Here is a 20,828-nt window from a genome sequence, read left to right on the forward strand (position 1 = left end):
CGGCGTATGTACTGGGTGGGGGGTCAGACAGCCGACTTGAGGCCGGGCAGGTAGCCGCCCGACTGTCCGGCTGCGGTGGGGTGGTACGACTCACCGATGTCGAGCCAGTTGAGGCTGTGCAGCCAGGCGCTTCCGGAGCAGATCTCGTGCCCGGTGAAGTTCCCCGTGACATCGGCGAAGGTGAAGCCGTGGTCGGCGGCGCGCTTGGCGGTCGCCGCATTGAGGTAGTCGGCGGCACCGTTGATCGCGGTGCGCACCTTGTCGCTCAGGCCGACGACACAGCTGCCACCGATCTTGTAGAAGCGCGGGTAGCCGAGGACGACGACATGAGCGGACGGCGCCTTGGTCCGGATCGCCGAGTACACCGAGTCGAGGTTGCCGGGCAGGGTGGTGTCGACATAGCTGCGGGCCGTGGCGATCCGGCTGAGGCAGGTGGCCTCCGACTGGAGGACACAGGTGGTCATGACGTCGGAGAAACCCGCGTCATTGCCGCCGATGGAGATCGAGACGAGGTCGGTCGAGGCATTGAGGGGGCCGAGCTGGTTGGCCTTGACATCACCCGTGCGGGCACCGGAGCAAGCGGTGAAGCCGAAGGACGAGGGCGAGTTGGCGGCGGCCCAGAGTGCGGGGTAGGCCTTGGTACTGCGCTTGCAGTCACCGCTGGCGCTGTCGTAACTGCCGGATCCGACACCCGAGGAGTACGAGTCGCCGAGGGCGACGTAGTCGACGGCCTGAACAGACTGTGCGGCATTGGCGGTGGCCGCTCCGGTCAGAGCGAGTACGGCACCGAGCAGGAGCGAGGACGAGAACGCCACGAGTCTGGACATTTTCATGGAACCTCCTTGGACCGACCGGCAGGATCTCCGCCTGGTCTGCCGTGTCCGTGGTAGCAGTACCCACACCTCTACCGGAAGTGTCCATGCCAAGTTTGCCCAATGAGTTCGCCCGCGCGCCCCGCTGAGTTCGCGTCATGTCCGCGGTCCGCCCGCCGGAAGCGGGGAGGAAGGTGGCGAAACCTGGGTGCGCCGGGTGCCCCCTTGCCGGATCATGGGCGTCATGTCTGCCAACCCTGAGTCCGCTCTCCCGATCCGGCTCACCGTCGACGACAGCGATTCCCCGTCCGACGTCGTCGACGCGCTGTTTCTCGGCCGCTTCGCGACGGGCGAGCAGCCGTACTCGCACAGCTCCTCCCTCGATCGCGTCAAGGCAGCGGCCACCTTGCTGCCCCCGGCCGCCAAGGTGCTGCGCGCCGCCCGCGACGACGACCGCAGCGCCACGCTCGCCGAGGGCGACGGCTGGACGCTGCTCATCTCGCGGTGGAACCGCGGCGCCGATGTCACGGTCACCGCGACCAGCCCGGAGCTGGCGCAGAGAATCCTCGGCCAGGCGACGGACGGCGCCCAGGACGAACCGGAACCGCAGCCCGAGAATGTGACGATGGGCTTCTGGTACGTGTCCCCGCGCCGCGGCCCGTACCGCACCACCCGGCAGATCGCCGCCGGTACGTGGGACGAGGTCCGCAACAACTACACGGCACCGGTGGCCGATGCCATGGGCCGGCTGATGAAGGTCACGCCCGACGACATCGCCGGCCGGCTGCTCCTGCTGCACGGCCCGCCCGGCACCGGCAAGACGTCCGCGCTGCGCACGCTGGCGCGCTCGTGGCGGGACTGGTGCCAGGTCGACTGCGTGCTCGATCCGGAGCGGCTCTTCAACGATGTCGGCTATCTGATGGACATCGCGATCGGTGAGGACGACGGCACGGCGAAGGGCCGTTGGCGACTGCTGCTTCTGGAGGACTGCGACGAGTTGATCCGCGGCGAGGCCAAGCACGCGGCGGGCCAAGCGCTGTCCCGGCTGCTGAACCTCACCGACGGGCTGCTGGGCCAGGGCCGCAATGTACTGGTGGGCGTCACCACCAACGAGGACCTGGAGCGGCTCCATCCGGCCGTGGTCAGGCCCGGCCGCTGCCTCGCCAGGATCGAAGTGGGCTCACTGACCCGCAAGGAGGCGGCGGCCTGGCTGGGTACGGAGGAAGGGCTGGGCCGCGAGGGCGCCACGCTCGCCGAGCTGTACGCGCTGCGGCGCGGCAGCGGTCCCGCGTCGGTGCCGAAGCAGGATTCCGGTGCGGACGCGGGCCTGTACCTCTGAGCCCGGCAGAACCAAGCCCGTCCGGCGCTCGAGGACGCCCTTCAGGCCCGTCCGGCGTCTGAGGGCAGACCGGCGGCCGGACGGTGCCGGGCTGTGCCCCGCCCAGGCCCCCGACTCATCGCGCCGCGTACGCCGCCCGTACCGCGTCCTCGGCCAGGGACAGCGCCTCGGACCGGGACAGGCCCAGTCTCCGGGCCTGCTCCGCGTATTCCTGCGCCGCGGCCGCCGCATGCCGGTCCGCCGCATCACCGGCAGCGGCGATGAACGTGCCATTGCGGCCACGGGTCTCGATCACCCCGTCGGCCTCCAGCGCCCGGTACGCCTTGGCGACGGTGTTCGCGGCGAGGCCGAGCTCCTCGGCGAAGCCGCGTACGGTCGGAAGTCTGAATCCGACGGGCAGCGCGCCGGAGCGGGCCAGTTCGGAGATCTGTGTGCGCAGTTGCTCGTACGGGGCCGTACCGGAATCCGGATCAAGGGCGATCTTCAGGGTCACGCGCCGATTGTCCCCCACCGCCGGAAAATCAGCGGCGCCCCGTGCGGGACCACGCGTAACGTCCGGCCCATGACTATCCTCGTTCGCGACTTCCTGCCCGCCGACGCAGAGGCCTGGGTGCAGGTCCGGCGTGCCGCACTGCCCTACATGGTGACAACTCCCGAGCAGGTCGCCTTCGATCTGGCCTCCGCCCATCCCGACAAGCGCTACCGGCTACTGGTCGCCGAGGAGGACGGTGAGCTCATCGGGACCGCACAGGTCGGTCTCGTCCACGACAGCCCCGAACCCGGCCAGGCGTTCTGCAATCCGTACACGCATCCGGACCGCACCGGGCACGGGGCGGGTGGGTTGCTGCTGAACACGGCCGAGGAGTACCTGGCGCGGGAGGGAGCGCTCGCGATCTACACCTGGGTGCTCGACACCCCGTCGAATCGCGCGTTCGCCGAGAAGCGCGGCTATGCGCCGAGCCGCTCGGCTCATTTCCTCCACCTCGACCTGGCCAACGGCTCGCTGCCGCCCCGTCAGGAACTCCCGGCGGACGTCGAGCTGCGTACCGCCGCGGACTTCGCGGACGATCCGCGCCCGCTCTTCGAGGCGGATGCCGAGACCACGGCCGACGAGCCGAGCGACACCCCGGCCGAACTGTCCGACTACGAGGACTGGCTGAATCAGATCTGGCGCCACCCCGGGCTCGACCACGAGTTGACTTCGGTCGTGGTGGCCGACGGGAAGGTGGCGGCGTTCAGCGCGGCGCAGACCGACGGTCTGACCCGCTACATGTCGGGGATGACCGGAACCCGCCGGGCCTACCGCAACCGGGGCCTGGCCAGGCTCGCGAAGAACGACTCGCTGCACCGGGCGCGCGCCGCCGGGTACACGGACGCGTACACCGGCAACGACGCGGACAACGGTCCGATGCTGGCGGTCAATCGATGGTTCGGCTACGAGATCTGTGCCACGGAGGTGCGCTATGTCCGCAAGCTCGGCTGAGACCGCGCTGGTGGTCGCCCTGGTGAAGGCCGGGCGGACCAAGATCCGCTACCCGGCGGATGTGGTCCGCGACGACGGCACCCGGGTGACGGTGCGTGCGCCCTGGGCTGCGCCGGGGGTCCGTGACTTCGGCTTCGTACGGTTCGAGCCGGGCGATGTGTTCACCGAGCACTACTGGCGCGACCGCTGGTTCGCCGTGAAGGAGGTCCGTACCGGCGCGGGCGAACTCAAGGGCTGGTACTGCGACATCACCCGTCCCGCCGTGCTGCGGGACGCGGAACTTCTGGTCGAGGACCTGGATCTCGATCTGTGGGTGTCGGCGGACGGCTCGTCCGTACTCCGGCTGGATGAGGACGAATTCGAGGAGAGCGGTCTCGCCGAGCGCGATCCGGCGGCGGCCGATGCGGCCCGCCGGGCGCTGGACGAACTGGAAGACCTCGCCCGCGCGGAGGGCCTCGCGACGCTGCTGGCCTGACCGGCGGAGGTACTCGTTCCGGGTTCCTGGGCGGACCGCTGTACGGTCCACCCGGAGCCCCGTCCACCGTTTCCGTCGGCCGTCGGCTCGACGGCCGCAGCGGAACAGAGGGTTCCGCACGGCGGGGCCCACAGCCCGGATGCCGCGTCCGTCGGCGCATCCAGGGAAAGCGCGCCCGCTTTGTACTGAATTTCTGTGAATCCGGTCCGGCCCTACCGCCGGAACCGCACGACGGACGACCCCTGACTGTCGGAACGCAGCTCCCGCGAGGACCAGTTGATCTACAGTGCTCAGGTCAGTTCCCCACCCGGTGACCTGAGAAGGAATCACGGATTATGCCCACTGAGACGTTCGAGTTTCAGGTGGAAGCGCGCCAGCTTCTGCAGATGATGATCCACTCGATCTACTCGAACAAGGACGTGTTCCTGCGCGAACTCGTCTCCAACGCCTCCGACGCGCTCGACAAGTTGCGGCTCGAAGCACTCCGCGACGACTCGCTCGGCGCGGACGTGTCCGACCTCCACATCGACATCGAGACCGACAAACAGGCCCGTACGCTGACCGTGCGGGACAACGGCATCGGGATGTCGCACGACGAAGTGGTCCAGCTCATCGGGACCATCGCGAACTCGGGCACAGCGAAGTTCCTGCGGGAGCTCAAGGAGGCCGAGGACAGCGCCGCGGCCGAAGGGCTGATCGGCCAGTTCGGTGTCGGGTTCTACTCCAGCTTCATGGTGGCCGACGAGGTCACGCTGCTCACCCGGCGCGCGGGCGAGAGCCAGGGCACCCGCTGGACGTCGACCGGCGAGGGCACGTACACGATCGAGACCGTAGACGGCGCTCCCCAGGGCACCTCGGTCACACTCCGGCTCAAGCCGGAGGACGCCGATGACCGGCTCTACGACTACACCTCTCCCTGGAAGATCAAGGAGATCGTCAAGCGGTATTCGGACTTCATCACCTGGCCCGTCAGGATGGCCCCGGAGACCGCTGCCGACGACGCCGCGGACTCCGGGGCAGGGGCCGACGACGCCCCGCGCGAACCCGAGACCCTCAACTCGATGAAGGCCCTCTGGGCGCGCTCGCGCGAGGAGGTCACGGACGACGAGTACCACGAGCTGTACAAGCACATCAGCCACGACTGGATCGCCCCGCTCGAAACCATCCGGCTGCAGGCGGAGGGCACCTTCGAGTACCAGGCGCTCCTCTTCATCCCGTCGCACGCGCCCCAGGACCTGTTCATGCAGGGGTACAAGCGCGGCATCCAGCTCTATGTGAAGCGCGTCTTCATCATGGACGACTGCGAAGCGCTGATGCCGCCGTACCTGCGCTTCGTCAAGGGCGTCGTCGACGCTCAGGACCTGTCGCTCAACGTGTCGCGCGAGATCCTCCAGCAGGACCGCCAGATCCAGTTGATGCACCGGCGTCTGGCGAAGAAGGTGCTGTCGACGGTCAAGGACATGATGTCCGCCGACCCGGAGCGCTACGCCACGTTCTGGCGGGAGTTCGGCCGCGTCCTCAAGGAGGGGCTGCTGAGCGACTTCGAGAACCGCGACGCCATCCTCGGTGTCGCCTCCTTCGCCACGACCCACGACAAGGACGAGCCGACCACGCTGCGGCAGTACGTGGAGCGGATGAAGGACGGCCAGGAGCACATCTACTACCTCACGGGCGAGTCCCGGCAGGCCATCGAGAACTCCCCGCACATGGAGGCGTTCCGGGCCAAGGGCGTCGAGGTGCTGCTGCTGACCGATCCCGTCGACGAGGTGTGGGTCGAGGCCGAGCCCGAGTTCGACGGCAAGAAGCTGCGGTCCGTCGCCAAGGGCGAGGTCGACCTCGGCACCGAGGAGGAGAAGAAGGAGGCCGCGACCGAGCGCGAGAACCGGCAGCAGGAGTACGCGGATCTGCTCGCCTGGATGACGGGCCGGCTGAGCGAGACCGTCAAGGAGGTACGGCTCTCCTCGCGTCTCACCGTCTCGCCCGCCTGCATCGTCTCGGACACGCACGATGTGACGCCGGCCCTGGAGAACATGTACCGCGCCATGGGCCAGCCCGTCCCCCATGTGAAGCGCATCCTCGAACTCAACCCGGAGCACCCGCTGGTCAGCGGTCTCAACCGGGCACACGCCGAACGCGGCGAGGATTCCGGCACCGGCCTGGAGGAGACGGCCGAACTCCTCCACGACCTGGCGCTGCTGGCCGAGGGCGGCGAACTGGGCGACCCGTCACGCTTCGTCAGACTGATGGCCGACCGCCTTGAGCGCACCCTGTGAGTGAGAGCCGCAAGCTCCAGGTCCTTTCGTCAACCTGCCGTCGTCGCCCGAAGGGCGGCCGTGCGTCGCACGGCAGACGGCAGTTTGACGACAGGACCCAGGAGGGTTCTGAAGATCTTGGCCGGGCTCGCGACGCCCGGCACGCACATCTGCGGCGTTGCCGAAACGCCCTGATAGCTCCTTCCCCGAGCTCTCAGCTTCGTTCGAGCAGGGGAGACCCCATTCGAGGACGCTCCGGCGCCTTGCAGCTGCACGCACCGAACGCCGCTCCCTGATCCGGCCGAGATCTTCAGCACCCTAGTCCCGGCGCCGCGCCCATACATCGGTGTGCGGCGCCGGGTCCTGAGGCGCCGGGCGGGCTTGCCGGATTCCGGCGACCAGCTCCACCTCGTACCCCGCCGCGTCCTCCAGATACGCGGCGATGTGCCCGTCCCCGCCCGCGTGCGGGTAACGGTCCGGGAAGAGCGGCCGCCAGCCGTGCTCCGGGGCCCCGGCCACCAGTGCGTCGAGGGTGGCCCGGTCCCGGACGTGGAACGCCAGGTGGTTGAGCCCGGGGCGGCGGCGGTCGTGCGTCCCCCCGGTCAGATCGGGTGACTGCTCGACCACCACATAGCTGTCGCCGCGCCGCCAGCTCCGCCCGTGTTCCCAGCGCTGGTACGGGACATGGCCCAGCGCGCCGAGCAGCCAGCCCCATCCCTGCTCGGCCGCCGGCAGATCGGGCACCCACAGTTCGATGTGGTGCACCCCGCCGGTGCGGGCCCCGCCGGCCGGCAGCGGGACGGCGCGGCGGATCGCGTGCGGCTGGTACGCCACGGTGTCGCCGTCCTCGTGCCAGTGGATCAGGAAGTGCTCCCCCGCGCGGTAGCCGTCGAGCCCTGCCCTGCAGTAGGCGACGATGTCGTCCGGAAGGGCGTCCAGCGGGAACCACGCCAGCTCGGAGCACTTGTCCGGTTCGCGGTTGTACGGCGGGCGGCCGGGGTCGTACTCCGCCTCGAAGAACCAGCCGGTCCTGGGGCTGCCGCCGGGGCCCCGGTGCTGCATGACCAGGGCGACCCGCAGCTCGTCCGCGCCGAGTTCGACACCGATCTCCTCGGCGGCCTCGCGGATCATCGCCTCGCGGACGTCCTCACCGTCCTCGACATGTCCGGACGGGCCGTTGAACAGCCCGTCCGCGTAACCGGTATTGGCCCGGCGGGCGAGCAGGACCTCCGGGCCGCGGCGGAGGATCAGATGCACATCGACGACCTCGGTGTGCCGGTGCGGCGGTTCGGCGCGGGCCACCAGAGCGTAGCGCTCGTCGTCGACCTGCTTGCCCCACAGGGCCGGATCGTCGGAGAGCCGCTCGTGGTGGATGCGTTCGGTGAGCCCGGAGAGAAGTCCGGTCAGCCGCTCGGCGGAGGGGCCGACGCCGCCCCGGACACCTTCGATCAGGATCAGCCGGCCGCCGGGCCGCAGCAGGGTGAACCAGTGGCACAGGACCGCCGCCGGATCAGGCAGCAGAAACACGACATGTCTGGCCATGATCACATCGAACTGCTGCTTTCCGACCGGTGGTTGGGCCGCGTCCCCGAGGAACACCCCGGTACCCGTCCCGGCAAGCTTGGCCCGCGCCTGCTCCACCATGCGCGGCGACCGGTCGACGGCGGTGACCCGGTGTCCCTGCCCGGCGACGAGCAGCGCAAGGCTTCCGGTGCCGCATCCCAGGTCGAGCACCTCGGAGCGCTCACCGGGCAGCCAGCTCTCCAGCCGCTGCGCCCAGGCATGCCGGACCGCCGGGTCGAGCAGCCCGTGGTCGGGCTCCTCGTCGAAGGAGTCGGCTGCGGAATCCCAGTCGATCGTCGTCATGAGCCGATCGTGCCATCCCCCACTGACGGAGTCGATCAGCCGGCCAGCCGCTTGCGGTAGTGGAAGCGGTCGTACGCGCCGTCCACACGGCGCTCCACCAGCTCGTACCCGTAGCGTGGGTAGAGCTTCTGGTTCTCCCACATCAGGGCGTTGGTGTAGAGCCGGATCTCGGGGAGGCCGAGACTGCGGGCGTACGCGTCCACGTGGGCGAGCAGCCGCCGGCCGACTCCCCGGCCGGCCGCGTCCGGGTGGACGGCGACGGACTCCAGGAAGAGGTGGTCGTCGTGCGGTACGAGGACCAGGACGCCGACGACGTCCAAGACCCCTGTCACGTGCACCCGGCCCGCGGCGACATCCGCCGCGTGGTCCGCCTCCATCGGTGCGGGTACGAGACCGATGCGTTCGATGTAGTGCCGGTAGGCGGCGTCGGTGACGGCCCGCACGGCGGGGACGTCGGCCGGGGTGGCGAGGCGGATCTTCTCGGAAGCTTCGGCGGTCATGTACACACCGTACGGCCGGTTGTTCTCAATCCCTGCTGAGCGGGTCCTTGAGACGGTCTTGAGGAGCGGCTACGAAGGACCCGCCGAGACGGGTGGCGACGGCAGTGCCCGTTACCTGGCCAACGACGGTGCGGCCGCGCTTGCCGTGGGTTCGGCCGCGTTGTTCGCCTCGGTCCGCCGCCGGGCCGCCGCCGCGACCCGACGCGGAGACTGAGCACCTGGAGCGAGCCCGGGGCCCTAGCCGATGACCGAGGCGCAGGTGGTCGGGGTGGCGTGCGCCGGGTCCAGGGCGTTCGCCACCTCGTGGTAGGCGATCCGGTCCACGGTCCCGATCGCCACATGCTCGGACAGGTCGACCGGGCACAGGTCCTGGAGCAGCACGTTGTGTACGTTCGGTCCGTCCAGGTACTGCGTGCGGTACGGGGTCACGACCTCGTCGTACCTGGTCGCGATGACCGTGTACCGCACCCCGGGCACGGTGTCGCCGCCCGCGTTGAGCTTGGTGATGAACGGGGATCCGGCCATCTGGTCGGCGAGACCGGGGGTGTTGGCGTTCAGCAGGTCCTCGGCGCCCGGGAAGTACGGCAGCAGTTTCGTCAGGCCGAGAAGAGTGGTGCCGTGGTTGTCGGGCGCGAGCCCGACCAGGGCGTTCACCTTGGCGGCGCCGCCGAGGAACTTCAGGTAGTAGTTGGGCATCATGCCGCCCTGGGAGTGGCCGACGATGTCGGCCTTCGGCGCTCCGGTGGAGGCGAGCACCTGGTCGACGAACGTGGCGAGCTGACCGGCCGACCTGTCGATCGGGCCGAGGCCGTTGAAGAGCGGCACGCCGGGCAGCTGCCCATAGTCGAGCGAGTAGACGCAGTAGCCCCGGTTGACGAGGTAGGGGGCGAGAACCAGCCAGTTGTCGATCGAGTTCCCGAAGGTTCCATGGACCAGGACGACAGGGCGGGGATGGGCTGCGGAGGGCTTGCAGGAGTAGTCGTTCCAGCCACGGGAGGTGGCTGTGGCGACGGTGGGGGTGGCTGCAGCGGCAGTGGCCGTGGGGGTGGCGACTGCCGCGACGGCGAGGAGCAGTGCGGCGAGGGTTCTCCGCGCACGTGGGGTGCGCGGCGCACGGGTCCGGGGCAGCATCGTGTGGTCTCCTTGCGGCTCAAGGGAGTTGCGATGTCTGTGCACCCTGCGGCCCGGACCACAAGTTCTGACTGCTGAATTTCCTATGTGCTCATGCCAAATTACGGGTGAGTAAGGTGGCGTGGGAAGTTACGCGTCGGTAAAAACTGATGAGTAATCAACCATGCGACGCCAACGGATCGATCAGGCCGCGAGCCGCCCCGGCATCACGGCCCGCGGGCCGAACCTGGCCCGCAGCCGGTCCGCCACCGCCTCGATCCGGCGCGCCCGTTCGTCCACCGGGTCGAACGACAGCTGGTGCGCGGCCCGTTCGGCGTCCGTCAGCCCCTCCGCACGCAGCCCGATCCCCCGCACCCGGGCCCGCTGCAGTCCGAACGAGTCATGGATCCGGTACGCGAGTTCGGTGAGCGCCGCGGAGTGCGCGGTGGGCTCCCGGAGCGTACGACTGCGGGTCAGCGTCGAGTATCCGGTCCGGTCGGCATAGCGCACGGAGACCGAGAGCCCCCGGCACACCTGCCTGTCCCCGCGCATCCTGGCCCCCAGCTCCTCGGTGAGCGACATGAGCGCGCGGCGCTGCCGCTCCCGGTCCAGCTCGTCGCGCGGGAAGGACCGTTCGGCGGCGATCGACCGCGCGGCGGCGCCCGGTACGACCGTCGTACGGTCGATGCCGCGCGCCCGCTCCCACAGTTCACGTCCGGTCCGTACGCCGGTGATCCGCTGCAGGGTGCCGAGCGGGGCCGCAGCGATCCGGCCGACGGAGTCGAGCCCGTACCCGCACAGGGTGCGGGCCGTCGCCGCCCCCACACCGTCCAGCGCGGCGGCCGGCTTGGCCGCGAGGAACTCCGCTCCCCCGCCCGCGGGGACCACGAAGGTCGTTCCGGGCGCGGCCTGCCGTGCCGCCATCCGGGCCAGCATCGGGTTCTGCGCGGCCCCGATCGCGCAGTCCACGCCGTGCAGGGCGAGCGCACGGATCCGGATCACCGAGGCCAGCCCCTTCACGTCCCGCCCGAAGTAGCGCAGCGCGCCGCGCACATCGGCGAGCGCCCCGTCGGGCGGGACCGCCTCGACCACCGGGGTGAACGCGCCGAGAAGGGCGAGCAGCCCCTCATAACCGGCGCTGTCCGGGAGGCCACCGCCGACCTTGCGGAACCGCAGATACAGGATTCCCGGCGCATCATGTGCAGTGCTCATCCCGCGCTCCCCGGACTCTGGTGCCACAACTTCCTTCCGGTGGCGACGCCTTCGCCGGGCGGCTGGAGGTCGGACCAGGGGTTCATCTCGTACCCGGTGGACATCTGGATGCGGCGGCCGTTGTCGGCGGGAGCAGGCTCGGGAGCCTCGGGGGCGCCCTCCTCGGACGAGGGTTCCTCCGCCAGCCGGGCCGCGACCGCGTCGAGTCCGCCGGTACGCCGCAGCTCGGCCAGTTCCGCCAGGTTCCAGGCGGCCGCACCGACCACGCTCAGGCTCTGCGGTCCGCGCCGCTGCACCACTCCGCGTACCAGCAGCAGCCAGGAGTGGAAGACGGTGTGCGCGCATGCGGCATGGCTGTCGTCGAAGAAGGCCAGGTCGACCAGGCCCGTACCGTCGTCCAGGGTGGTGAAGATGACCCGGCGGCCGGAGCGGACCGGCGGTGTCTGGGTGGCCGCCTTGGCGCCCGCGACCAGCACGGTGTCCCCGTGCCGCGCCTCGCGCAGCCGCTTGGCGGAGACCGCGCCGAGCTCCTTCAGGAACGCATGGTGATCGCCCATCAGATGGCGGGAGACATCCATGCTCAGGACGCCGAGCTCGGCACTGAGGCGTTCGGCCTCGTTGAGGTCGGGCAGGCCGATGGAGCCGGTCCTGCGCCCCTCGCCGAGCGGGAGCTGCGCGCCACCGGAGCCGGACCGCGCCCCGGTACCCCGCTGGGCGCGGTGCAGTTCGGACAGATGCAGCAGCAGATCACGCCGGTTGGCACCGAACGCGTCCAACGCGCCGACCTGGGCCAGCCGTTCAGCGGCCGGCTTTCCCGGCCTGGCCCGCTGCCAGAAGTCCAGCAGCGAGGCGTAGGGCTGCCCGGCCTCGATCCGGGCGACCTCGGCCTCACTGATGCCATGGACGTCCGACAGCGCGAGCCGCACCCCCCAGACCTCTCTCCCTTTCCCATCATCAGACACCAGTTCGATTCGATGGGCGGCCGCCGACCGGTTCACATCCAGCCCCAGCACCGGCACTCCGCGCCGCCGCGCGTCCGCGAGCAGCAGCCGCTTCGGATACATCCCCGGGTCATGGGTGAGCAGCCCGGCGTAGAAGGCCGCAGGGTGATGCGCCTTGAGCCACGCCGACTGGTACGTCGGTACGGCGAAGGCGACCGCGTGCGCCTTGCAGAAGCCGTACGAGCCGAACGCCTCGATGATCTCCCAGGCGCGGGCGATCACTTCGGCGCTGTACTTCTTCGCCGCCGCCTGCTGCGCGAACCACACCTTGATCCGGCCCTGCACCTCGGGGTCGGAGAGCCCGCGCCGCACCCGGTCGGCCTCGTCCCGGCCGCAGCCGGTCATGATGTCGACCATCTCGATGATCTGTTCATGGAAGACGACCACTCCGTACGTCTCGCGCAGCGGCCCTTCCAGGTCGGGGTGGGGGTAGCGGACGGGCCTCCGGCCGTGCCGGGCCTCGATGAACGGCCGCACCATGTCGGCGGCGACCGGCCCCGGCCGGAACAGCGAGATGTCGACCACCAGATCGTGGAAGGTGGCGGGCTGGAGCCTGCCGACCAGGTCGCGCTGGCCCGGCGACTCGATCTGGAAGCAGCCCAGCGTCTCGGCACTCCTGATCAGCCGGTACGTCTCCGGGTCACCCTGCGGAACGGCGTCCAGGTCCACGTCCTGCCCCGAGGCCCTCTTGACCTCCGTGACCGCGTGCGCCATCGCCGACTGCATCCGTACGCCCAGCACATCGAGCTTGAGCAGCCCGAGATCCTCCACGTCCTCCTTGTCGAACTGCGCCATCGGGAAGCCATCGCCGCTGGTGGGCATGACAGGCGTACGGCGCAGCAGCGTGGCATCCGAGAGGAGGACCCCGCACGGGTGCATGGCGATGCCGCGCGGCAGGCCGTCCAGCGCCTCCACCAGTTCCCAGAGCCGCCCGTACTTCTCCTTCTCCGCCGCGACAGCCCGCAGCTCGGGCAGCTCTTCCATGGCCGCGCGGGCATCGCGGGCCCGGATGTGCGGGAAGGCCTTGGCGAGCCGGTCGGTCTCGGCCGGGTTCATGGAGAGCGCGGCGCCGACGTCCCGGATGGCGTGGCGCACCCGGTAGGTCTCGGGCATGGCGACGGTCGCGACCCGCTCGGTGCCGAAGCGGCCGATGATCGCGCGGTAGACGTCGAGGCGGCGTGCCGATTCGACGTCGATGTCGATGTCGGGCAGCACGAAGCGACGCTTGGAGAGGAAGCGTTCCATCAGTAGCCCGTGCTCGACCGGGTCGGCGTGAGCGATCCCGAGGAGATGGTTGACCAGGGAGCCCGCGCCGGAGCCCCGGGCAGCAACCCGTATCTTCATCGCCCTTACGTCATCAACGACTTGAGCAACCGTCAGAAAGTAGGAGGCGAAACCGTGGTAGGCGATGATGTCCAGCTCCTGGTGCATCCGCTCCCAGTAGTCGCGCCTGCGGTCGTAGCCGCGCAGCACCATTGCGGCGGCGGCGCGGGAGGCCAGCACCCGCTGGGCGGTGCGCCGCCCGGCGCCGACGAGATGCGGTTCGGGGAAATGGACGGTGCCGAGGCCGAGGTCGCTCTCTGGGTCGACGACGCAGGCGTCGGCGGTGCGCCGGGTCTCCGCGAGCAGCCGCGCTCCGCCGCCCCGGCCGAGCCCGGCGGCGGAGGCGATCCGCTCGGCGGTCTCCGCCATCGCGCGGGCATCCTTCAGCCAGCGCTCATCGCTGTCGAGCGGGGCGCGGCGGGGGTCGACGGGGACCAGCCCGCGGGCCGCGTCGAGCACATCGGCGACCGGGCCCTGCCCGGCGTCGGCGTACCGGACGGCATTGGTCAGCACGGCCCGCACCCCCTGCTCGGCGGCGAAACCGACGGTACGGGCGGCAAGCCGCAGCGATCCGGGTCCGGTGCCTTCGCGTCCGTGGTGGACGGCTTCGAGGCGCAGGTCGTCGCCGTAGATCTCCCGCCAGGGGGCGAGCAGTGCGGCGGCCCGGTCCGGGCGGCCGGCGGCCAGCGCCCTGCCGACGTCGGAGGCCGGGCCGAGCAGCACGGTGAGCCCTTCGGCGGGCAGCTCGGACCGGCCGACCAGGGGCTGTCCGGCACCGGCGGGCGCGGGGGCATGGGCGGCGGTGACGAGACGGCACAACTCCGCCCAGCCCTGCGCACCGTCCCGGGCGAGGAAGGTGACCCGGGGTGCGGATTCATCGACAAAGGCACCGCCACGGACCGGGGTCCGCAGCCGATGCGCGCGCCCGCCTTCTCTCGTATGCTCCGCCGCCGCAGGGCCCACCGCGAGCTCCACCCCGAAGAGCGGCCGCACCCCGGCCCTCTCGCAGGCCTTGGCGAAGCGGACCGTACCCGCGAGCGTGTCGCGATCGGTCAGCGCGAGAGCGTCCATCCCCCGCTCCGCGGCGCGCTCCGCCAGCCGCTCCGGGTGCGAGGCCCCGTACCGCAGGGAGAACCCGGAAACGGTATGCAGATGCGTGAACCCTGGCATCTGCACCTCCTGGACCGATCCGCACTCACCACCCCTCGCTCTCCACCATAGACCAAGTTTCGAACATTCGTACGATACCCGGAGCGCGGGACATGCACCCGGCCCCGGACCGGCGCTCCGGTCAGCCATTCGGCTCAGTCCCACCTGCACGAACGGCCGACGCCCCGGACCGTGGGGGCATGACTTTCGCTGACGAGGTGAAGAACGCCGTCACTCCACGGGCCGCACTGCTTGTGATCGGTGTGCTCGGACTGCAGCTGCTGTTCATCGCGTCCTACGTCGGGGCGCTGCACAAGCCGAAACCGACGGACGTACCCTTCGGGGTCGTCGCGCGCCAGCAGATGTCCGCACAGCTGATGGCCGAGCTGAAGAATCTCCCGGGCGGTCCGCTGGCCCCCCGTACGGTCGCCGACGCGGCCACGGCCCGCGAGCAGATCCTGAACCGTGAGATCGACGGCGCCCTGATCGTCAGTCCCAGGAGCACGACCGACACCGTGCTGGTCGCCTCCGGCGGGGGTGCCGCGCTGGCCGACACCCTGACGAAGATCATCACGAAGGTCGATCTGACCCAGCAGCGCACAGTGCGGTCCGTGGACGTGGCCCCGGCCTCCGACCAGGACTTCGACGGGCTCTCGTCCTTCTACCTGGTCGTGGGCTGGTGCGTGGGCGGCTACCTCTGTGCCTCGATCCTGGCGATCAGCGCCGGCTCCAAGCCCGCCAACCGGCAGCGCGCGGTGATCCGGACCGGCGTCATGGCGCTGTACTCCATCGTGGGCGGGATCGGCGGCGCGATCATCATCGGCCCGATCCTCGGCGCCCTGCCCGGAAGCTTCTGGGGCCTGTCGGGGCTGGGGGCACTGACCGTCTTCGCGGTCGGCATGCTCACCCTCGCCCTGCAGGCCCTCACCGGCATCGTCGGCATCGGCCTGGCCGTCCTGATCGTGGTGATCGCGGGCAACCCGAGCGCCGGCGGCGCCTTCCCGCTGCCGATGCTCCCGGACTTCTGGCGAGCGATCGGCCCCGCGCTGCCGCCCGGGGCGGGCACCTGGGTGGCACGCTCGATCGCGTACTTCAAGGGCAACGCGGTCACCGGACCACTGCTGGTGCTGTGCGCGTGGGCGGTGGCGGGCACGCTCGTCACACTCCTGATGGCCATGCGCCGCACACCGGATGATGACGCCGGTGACACGGCGCCCGTGGGCTCGACGGCCGCCTGACCCAGCGGATCGTGGCAGCGCGAGCGCTCATCGGCATCCGGGAACCGCGCGCTGCAAAAACGTCCGGCCGGGTCTCCTGTCGCATCCTGAAGGATCGTGAGGAGATCCGGTGTCCGCTCGGCGTGACCTCCGTCGAGGGCGTCGGCGACTATGCCGTCCGGATCTGCCGGGGCGCCGTCGAAGTCGGTGAAGAGCGCACCGCGCCGACGCCGTGGTTCCATCCCTCAACGGGCGGTACGGGCGCCGTGGTCGGCCCCGGTAGGAAGTCACCGCCGCGGCTCGCGTACGCGTCCGCGGCCCGGGGCCGGGCCGGCTCGACCAGTGGTGGAGGAACGGGATCCGTCGACGTGACCACGGCCGTGGGCGTCGGCATGAACCGGGCGGCGTCCGGGTGAGGAACTGCTCGTCGCATTGACCGGCACTCCGCTTCCCTGCCTGCAGGCCATCGATGAGGCGCACCGTCATCCGGACTGCCTCACCGGCGTCCGCGAACGTCTGGACCACGGCGACATCGCCGGTGCGCTGGCCGTCATCGAAGGCCTGCTGGGCCCCGACGCAGTGCTGCGCAGCGGCGCCCTGCGGGACAAACTGGAGGCGGCCGCCCTGCGGCGGATCACCTACGGACTGTTCAGGCTCGAGGTTGCCGCGATCTCCCGTGCCGTGGGCGGCCGTCGCGACCTGATCACCGTCCTCCCGTGCGACGCGGCGACCCGGGTCGTGCACCCGCTGTGCCGTGCCGAGGGAATACCGCTGGTAGACGGTGGGGGTACGGATCTGCGCACGGGCTTCGCAAAGGCGCTCCGAGCGCAACCCCGACCAGACGTCATCGTGGTCCTGACCGACGGGCAGACGCCCTGGCCGAGCTCGCAACCACTGTGCCGGACGGTGGTGGGTCTGTTCCCTCGGCAGCAGGCAGCCGGGTCGTGGGACGAGGACGATCCCGATTACGTCCCGGACTCGCCACCCGCGTGGGCACGAGTGGTTGACATCGGGGCGGCTCCCGCTGCTCGGTGAGCCCCCCAGGGGATCCACTCGATCATGCCGCCCATGCGCTCCGCGCCCAAGTAGGTGCAGAGGCCGCCGCCAAGCCATTCATCCGCCCTGGGTACTGTCCGCTTGTTCGAAACGAGCCCTGAGTCAGGGGCTGCACGCGGGAGGGGCGTCATGAGTGGTCCGGAATCGGTCGACAGTACGTGGAAGCTGAGCGACGAAGAGGGCGGGGTGCTCGCAGGCCGGTGGTGGAAGTGGGCCCTGGCCGCCCCTGACGGTCGCAGTCCGGTCGAGGACACAACGGGCGAGCACGCCGCCTGGAACCAGCCGGACGACCTCTGGTTCCTGGCCGGCACCTACGGCGGCCACGTGGTGCGACGCTGCGCGATCCCCTCGGACCGGCCGGTCTTCTTCCCTGTGCTCAATATGCAGCACACCAGGTCGTACTCAAGGATCCCCCAATCCTTGACGGTGGCAGAGGCCACGGCATCGCTCAACAGCATTCCGTTGCCGCTGCGGGAGTTCTCCGCGCCGTTCAGGACGGGGCTGACCCAGCGCTACGCGTGGGGCATCTGGGGTGGCATCGCGTCGCTGACTCCCGGTCAGTACGTACTGGAGATCAAAGCCAGGGCTACAAACGGTTTCTGGGTCGACACGACCTACCACCTGGAGTCGAAGGCCTCCTGATCCGGACCACTCTGCGAGTGGTCCGGCGCGGGGCGGGGAGCGGTGTCGGGCGCTGAGCTCTGGCTGTGGGGGTGATGGCCCTGGACAGGGCTACCGGCGCCCGCCTCCACCCCCGTAGCTCTCCGAGAGCATCACTTCCGCCCAGACCCGTCTCGGTGCAGGCGTCGCGAACTGTGCAGCCCCAGCGGCTCGCATGGGCGTCGATCAGGAGAAGGCCGCGACCCGAGTCGGCATCGGTGGGGACGGGGACCGGGTGGCGGCTGGGGCGGGAGGCGGTCCGAGCGGGTGTCTGATACCTCGACGCGGACCACCTGAGGCAGAAGCAGGAGCGGCAGACGGAAGTCGCGACCGGGAAGGCTGCCGTGGTGATCGCGTTGGCCGCGAGCTCGGTGGTGAATGTCAGGAGTTCACTTCTCGACCACTCTCAAGCGCCGGACGGCAACTCGTCCGGTTATCACCTGCACCACCACCGCCGGTGCATCAAAGCGCCTGCGCACAGAACTGTCACTGACATGACATACGATGCGCACATCTGTTCACAACCCTTCCGCTTGAGGATGCCTACGTCATGTCTCTCGGTGTCACGTCCCGTTCCCTGCGCGGCATATCCGCTGTCGTAGCCCTGATCTCGGTCGGAGCGGTGGGATGCTCCGAAGCCCTCGACAGCGCAAAGACCGGCGCCAAGAAAGTGGTCCGCCAGCGATCGGTCTTCTCGCTCGCGACCGGCGACTGCTACAACCCGAACAACGGGACATCCAAGGGCGAGGAGTTCAGCGTCGAGGTCGTGCCGTGCAAGGAACCGCACAAGGGCCAGGTCGTCGGTGACTTCAAGATCGACGGGCAGTCGGCGTATCCCGGTGAGGACAAAACCGCACAGATCGCCGACGAACGATGCCCGGCCGAGGCGCAGAAGTTCACTCCTGACGCCTGGGCCCTGCCCAAGGGCGTCGACGTCTACTACTACTCCCCCACCAAGGAGAGCTGGGCGACGGGCGATCGGGCCGTGAGCTGCACGTACACCAAGGAAGCGGGCACGTTCTCCGGTTCGTTGAAGAGCAAGCCCCTGAACGCCGACCAGCTCGCGTACCTGAAGGGCTCGAACGCCGTCTACGAGGCCCTGTGGACGAACCAGCCCGAAGCGGATCACGCCGAGGACGACTTCACCGGCTACAAGAAGCAGGCCAAAGCCGTTGCCGCCGCACTCGGCAGCCACCTCACGGCCCTGAAGGGCATTCAGCAGCCGGAGACCGCCAAGCTCCGGGCACAGCTGGAGAAGACCGCCGGTGCGTGGGAAAAGGCCGCCTCGGCCGGTGACACGGACGCCTTCTACCTCGCCTACGACCGGGCCTTCGACGGCATCAACCCGGACAAGACGCTCGCCGCCCGCAAGGAGCTGAAGCTCGCCGCCACCGTCCCGGCCGACGATGCCAAGGTCTGGTCCGACTGACCCCGTCGGGTCACGTCGACCGGCCGGGCCCTTGCCGGACGGCGGGGACACCGCCGGATCCGGCACGTCGGCCTGCGTAGGGCCTTCGGTCCCGGCATCCTGGCTTCGGCCATGTGCCGGGACCGAAGAACAGCCCCGGAGCCTGAGCAGAGATCGCCTGGCCCAGCTGTCCTCCGCGCCGCACTCAGGGGGAGCAAGTCACCTCCGCCCAAACCGTTTTGGTGAGCGCGTCGCGGACGATGCAGCCCCAGCGGTCCGCGTACGCCTCGATGAGCAGCAGACCGCGGCCCGATGCCGCGTCGGCGGACACGGGTCCCGCTGCCGGGATGGGCGGCAAGCGCTCCGGGCGGGTGTCGGTCACCTCGATACGAACGGCGTGGGGCAGAAGGAGAAGCGTCAGCCGGAAGTCGCGTCCGGGGAGGCGCCCGTGGGTAATGGCGTTGGCGGCCAGCTCGGCGGTGACGAGGGCGACGGTTCGAGCAGTCCCGGAGTCGTACGGACTGCCGCACCACTCGGTGAGCTGCTGGACCGCGAGGGTACGGGCCAGCCGGGCGCCACGCGGGGTGCTGCTGAGGCGGAGGCTGAACTCGGGGGCTGGGCCGAGTGGTTCATGGGTGCTTTCCTGTTGCTTCACGACGCCATCGTGGGACTCGGCAGAAGTCGCCGACCAGGTGCGACGGCCGTACGGGATATCGGTCGTACGAGCTGAGCGGAGAAGCTCCACCCTGCGTTGTACGGGTCTTGTACGGGTGCTGTACGGGGCGGGGACCGTGTCCCTGGAAACGGGCCTTCCGTTGAACCTTGCCCAGCTGTAGTCGAGTTGCGGAGCGCTACGGGTGGCTGCGGGCGGGCGTGAACGGTGACGGAAGGGCGTGAGGGCAATGCGGGATACGCGGAACAGTCGCGCGGCGAAGACCAAGGAGAACAACGACCTGCCGGGGGTCTGGGTGGCCTACGGCAAGCTTCTCCAGCACCTGCGCAAGCGGGCCGAGTTGAACCAGCAGGCGCTCGGAGATGCCATCGGCTACTCCCTGGAACAGGTCGCCTCGGTCGAGCAGGGACGGCGACCGGCAAAGGAGGCGTTCACCGTCGCGGCGGACCGGGTGCTGGCTTCGGGCGGGTTGCTGGAAGTTCTCCAGGCCGATGTGGACCGGGCGAAGCTTCCGCAGTTCTTCCGCAACTTCGCCCTCATCGAGGCGGAGGTGCTGAGCCGCTTCTCGTACGACCCGCTGCTGGTGCCGGGCCTGTTGCAGACGGAGGCGTACGCACGGGCCGTGTTCGGCGGCCACTGCCCGCCGTTCAGCGAGGACATCATCGACCAGCACACGGAAGCGCGGCTGAGCAGGCAGAAGCTGCTGACGCGGGACCCGCTGGCGGAACTGTCGTTCATCATCGGGGAGGAGGCGTTGCGTAACCCGGTGGGCGGCGCGGAGGTGATGCGGGGGCAGTGGCAACGCCTGTTGGAGGTGGGCTCGTTGCGGACGGTGGAGGTTCAGGTAATGCCTGCTGGGCTCGGATTCCATGCGGGTCTGGACGGACCGTTCGTCCTGGTGGAGACAAAGGAGCTCCGCCGCCTCGGGTACATCGAGTCCCAGGAGGTCGGATGTGTCGTCAGTGATCCTGCAGAGGTCAGCTCGTTCGGGTTGCGATATGGCAAGCTGCGATCGCAGGCCCTGAACGTCGAGGCGTCTGCGCGGCTCATCGAACGGCTGGTGGGAGAGACATGAGCATGGAGCAGGTAACCGGAAACGTTGACGAGCTGCGCTGGTTCAAGAGCAGCTACAGCGGATCGGGCGGCGGCGACTGCGTGGAAGTGGCCGCCGCCCCCGGTGCGGTGTATGTACGGGACTCGAAGGTCACGGGTGGCGGACCTGTGCTGCGGGTCGGACGGGGCGAGTGGGCGGCGTTCGTGACGCTCGCGCGGGGGTAGCGCCGACGAGGCTT

Annotated in this window: 19 protein-coding genes and 1 pseudogene; 12 read left to right on the top strand and 8 right to left on the bottom strand. The window is 69.8% G+C overall.

The annotated features are described in order from the left end of the window. Nucleotides 1–23: 23 nt before the first annotated feature. On the bottom strand, nucleotides 24–833 hold the full coding sequence (locus ACIPEK_RS11705; protein WP_401993856.1) for an SGNH/GDSL hydrolase family protein: 810 nt from the start codon (nucleotides 831–833) through the stop codon (nucleotides 24–26). Nucleotides 834–1,047: 214 nt separating this feature from the next. On the opposite strand from ACIPEK_RS11705, the gene ACIPEK_RS11710 reads away from it, so the two are divergent. Continuing rightward, the gene (locus tag ACIPEK_RS11710; RefSeq protein WP_401993859.1) at nucleotides 1,048–2,151 is read left to right on the top strand and encodes a DUF5925 domain-containing protein; all 1,104 of its coding nucleotides are present in this window, start codon (nucleotides 1,048–1,050) and stop codon (nucleotides 2,149–2,151) included. Between the two features lie 115 nt (nucleotides 2,152–2,266). On the opposite strand, the gene ACIPEK_RS11715 is transcribed toward ACIPEK_RS11710, so the two are convergent. After that, nucleotides 2,267–2,644, bottom strand: a complete 378-nt coding sequence (locus tag ACIPEK_RS11715; RefSeq protein ID WP_383072307.1) for a GntR family transcriptional regulator — start codon at nucleotides 2,642–2,644, stop codon at nucleotides 2,267–2,269. A 69-nt stretch (nucleotides 2,645–2,713) separates the two neighbouring features. Between ACIPEK_RS11715 and ACIPEK_RS11720 the strand changes: the two genes are divergently transcribed. From ACIPEK_RS11720 to htpG, 3 genes are all read left to right on the top strand, one after another. Next, nucleotides 2,714–3,634, top strand: a complete 921-nt coding sequence (locus ACIPEK_RS11720) for a GNAT family N-acetyltransferase (RefSeq protein WP_401993862.1) — start codon at nucleotides 2,714–2,716, stop codon at nucleotides 3,632–3,634. Continuing rightward, a complete protein-coding gene (locus ACIPEK_RS11725) occupies nucleotides 3,615–4,109 on the top strand; it encodes a DUF402 domain-containing protein (RefSeq protein ID WP_401993865.1) in 495 nt (164 codons plus the stop codon). Before ACIPEK_RS11720 ends, ACIPEK_RS11725 begins: the two co-directional genes overlap by 20 nt. A gap of 335 nt (nucleotides 4,110–4,444) precedes the next feature. Further along, nucleotides 4,445–6,382, top strand: coding sequence for a molecular chaperone HtpG (gene htpG, locus ACIPEK_RS11730; protein ID WP_401993868.1), 1,938 nt, complete (start codon nucleotides 4,445–4,447; stop codon nucleotides 6,380–6,382). 297 nt (nucleotides 6,383–6,679) lie between these two features. Here htpG and ACIPEK_RS11735 read toward each other — a convergent pair whose 3' ends face one another. Together ACIPEK_RS11735 and ACIPEK_RS11740 are read right to left on the bottom strand one after the other, a co-directional pair. Further along, nucleotides 6,680–8,227: a trifunctional class I SAM-dependent methyltransferase/NUDIX hydrolase/VOC family protein gene (locus tag ACIPEK_RS11735; RefSeq protein WP_401993871.1), complete on the bottom strand. Its 1,548-nt coding sequence runs from the start codon at nucleotides 8,225–8,227 to the stop codon at nucleotides 6,680–6,682. A gap of 35 nt (nucleotides 8,228–8,262) precedes the next feature. After that, complete coding sequence (locus ACIPEK_RS11740; protein ID WP_401993874.1) at nucleotides 8,263–8,727, bottom strand: GNAT family N-acetyltransferase; 465 nt, start codon at nucleotides 8,725–8,727, stop codon at nucleotides 8,263–8,265. A gap of 19 nt (nucleotides 8,728–8,746) precedes the next feature. Between ACIPEK_RS11740 and ACIPEK_RS11745 the strand changes: the two genes are divergently transcribed. Further along, nucleotides 8,747–8,941, top strand: a complete 195-nt coding sequence (locus tag ACIPEK_RS11745) for a hypothetical protein (protein WP_401993877.1) — start codon at nucleotides 8,747–8,749, stop codon at nucleotides 8,939–8,941. A 23-nt stretch (nucleotides 8,942–8,964) separates the two neighbouring features. Here ACIPEK_RS11745 and ACIPEK_RS11750 read toward each other — a convergent pair whose 3' ends face one another. From ACIPEK_RS11750 to ACIPEK_RS11760, 3 genes are all read right to left on the bottom strand, one after another. After that, nucleotides 8,965–9,858, bottom strand: coding sequence for an esterase/lipase family protein (locus ACIPEK_RS11750; protein ID WP_401993880.1), 894 nt, complete (start codon nucleotides 9,856–9,858; stop codon nucleotides 8,965–8,967). Nucleotides 9,859–10,041: 183 nt separating this feature from the next. Then, entirely contained in the window at nucleotides 10,042–11,049 is a 1,008-nt protein-coding gene (locus ACIPEK_RS11755) for a DNA polymerase thumb domain-containing protein (protein ID WP_401993883.1), read from the bottom strand. Continuing rightward, the gene (locus ACIPEK_RS11760) at nucleotides 11,046–14,543 is read right to left on the bottom strand and encodes a DNA polymerase III subunit alpha (RefSeq protein ID WP_401993885.1); all 3,498 of its coding nucleotides are present in this window, start codon (nucleotides 14,541–14,543) and stop codon (nucleotides 11,046–11,048) included. The genes ACIPEK_RS11755 and ACIPEK_RS11760 overlap by 4 nt, the downstream gene beginning before the upstream one ends. Nucleotides 14,544–14,722: 179 nt before the next feature. Here ACIPEK_RS11760 and ACIPEK_RS11765 point away from each other — a divergent pair, with 179 nt between their 5' ends. The 5 genes and pseudogenes from ACIPEK_RS11765 to ACIPEK_RS11785 all read left to right on the top strand — a co-directional run bounded on the left by ACIPEK_RS11765 (nucleotide 14,723) and on the right by ACIPEK_RS11785 (nucleotide 18,884). Then, nucleotides 14,723–15,760 carry a DUF3533 domain-containing protein gene (locus ACIPEK_RS11765; protein ID WP_401993887.1) on the top strand — a complete coding sequence of 346 codons (1,038 nt, stop codon included), beginning with the start codon at nucleotides 14,723–14,725 and terminating at the stop codon, nucleotides 15,758–15,760. Nucleotides 15,761–15,771: 11 nt separating this feature from the next. After that, nucleotides 15,772–16,155 carry a hypothetical protein gene (locus ACIPEK_RS11770; RefSeq protein WP_401993890.1) on the top strand — a complete coding sequence of 128 codons (384 nt, stop codon included), beginning with the start codon at nucleotides 15,772–15,774 and terminating at the stop codon, nucleotides 16,153–16,155. A 238-nt stretch (nucleotides 16,156–16,393) separates the two neighbouring features. Further along, nucleotides 16,394–16,774, top strand: a pseudogene (locus ACIPEK_RS11775) (VWA-like domain-containing protein); the annotation flags it as partial. A 150-nt stretch (nucleotides 16,775–16,924) separates the two neighbouring features. After that, complete coding sequence (locus tag ACIPEK_RS11780) at nucleotides 16,925–17,437, top strand: hypothetical protein (RefSeq protein WP_401993893.1); 513 nt, start codon at nucleotides 16,925–16,927, stop codon at nucleotides 17,435–17,437. A gap of 568 nt (nucleotides 17,438–18,005) precedes the next feature. Continuing rightward, nucleotides 18,006–18,884, top strand: a complete 879-nt coding sequence (locus ACIPEK_RS11785; protein WP_401993895.1) for a septum formation family protein — start codon at nucleotides 18,006–18,008, stop codon at nucleotides 18,882–18,884. A 184-nt stretch (nucleotides 18,885–19,068) separates the two neighbouring features. Here ACIPEK_RS11785 and ACIPEK_RS11790 read toward each other — a convergent pair whose 3' ends face one another. Next, on the bottom strand, nucleotides 19,069–19,518 hold the full coding sequence (locus tag ACIPEK_RS11790; protein WP_401993898.1) for an ATP-binding protein: 450 nt from the start codon (nucleotides 19,516–19,518) through the stop codon (nucleotides 19,069–19,071). Between the two features lie 247 nt (nucleotides 19,519–19,765). Between ACIPEK_RS11790 and ACIPEK_RS11795 the strand changes: the two genes are divergently transcribed. After that, nucleotides 19,766–20,611: a helix-turn-helix domain-containing protein gene (locus tag ACIPEK_RS11795; RefSeq protein WP_401993901.1), complete on the top strand. Its 846-nt coding sequence runs from the start codon at nucleotides 19,766–19,768 to the stop codon at nucleotides 20,609–20,611. Beyond that, nucleotides 20,608–20,814, top strand: a complete 207-nt coding sequence (locus ACIPEK_RS11800; RefSeq protein ID WP_401993904.1) for a DUF397 domain-containing protein — start codon at nucleotides 20,608–20,610, stop codon at nucleotides 20,812–20,814. The genes ACIPEK_RS11795 and ACIPEK_RS11800 overlap by 4 nt, the downstream gene beginning before the upstream one ends. Nucleotides 20,815–20,828 lie beyond the last annotated feature (14 nt).

The organism is Streptomyces sp. NPDC088246, from assembly GCF_044741025.1.
Classification (GTDB): Bacteria; Actinomycetota; Actinomycetes; order Streptomycetales; family Streptomycetaceae; genus Streptomyces.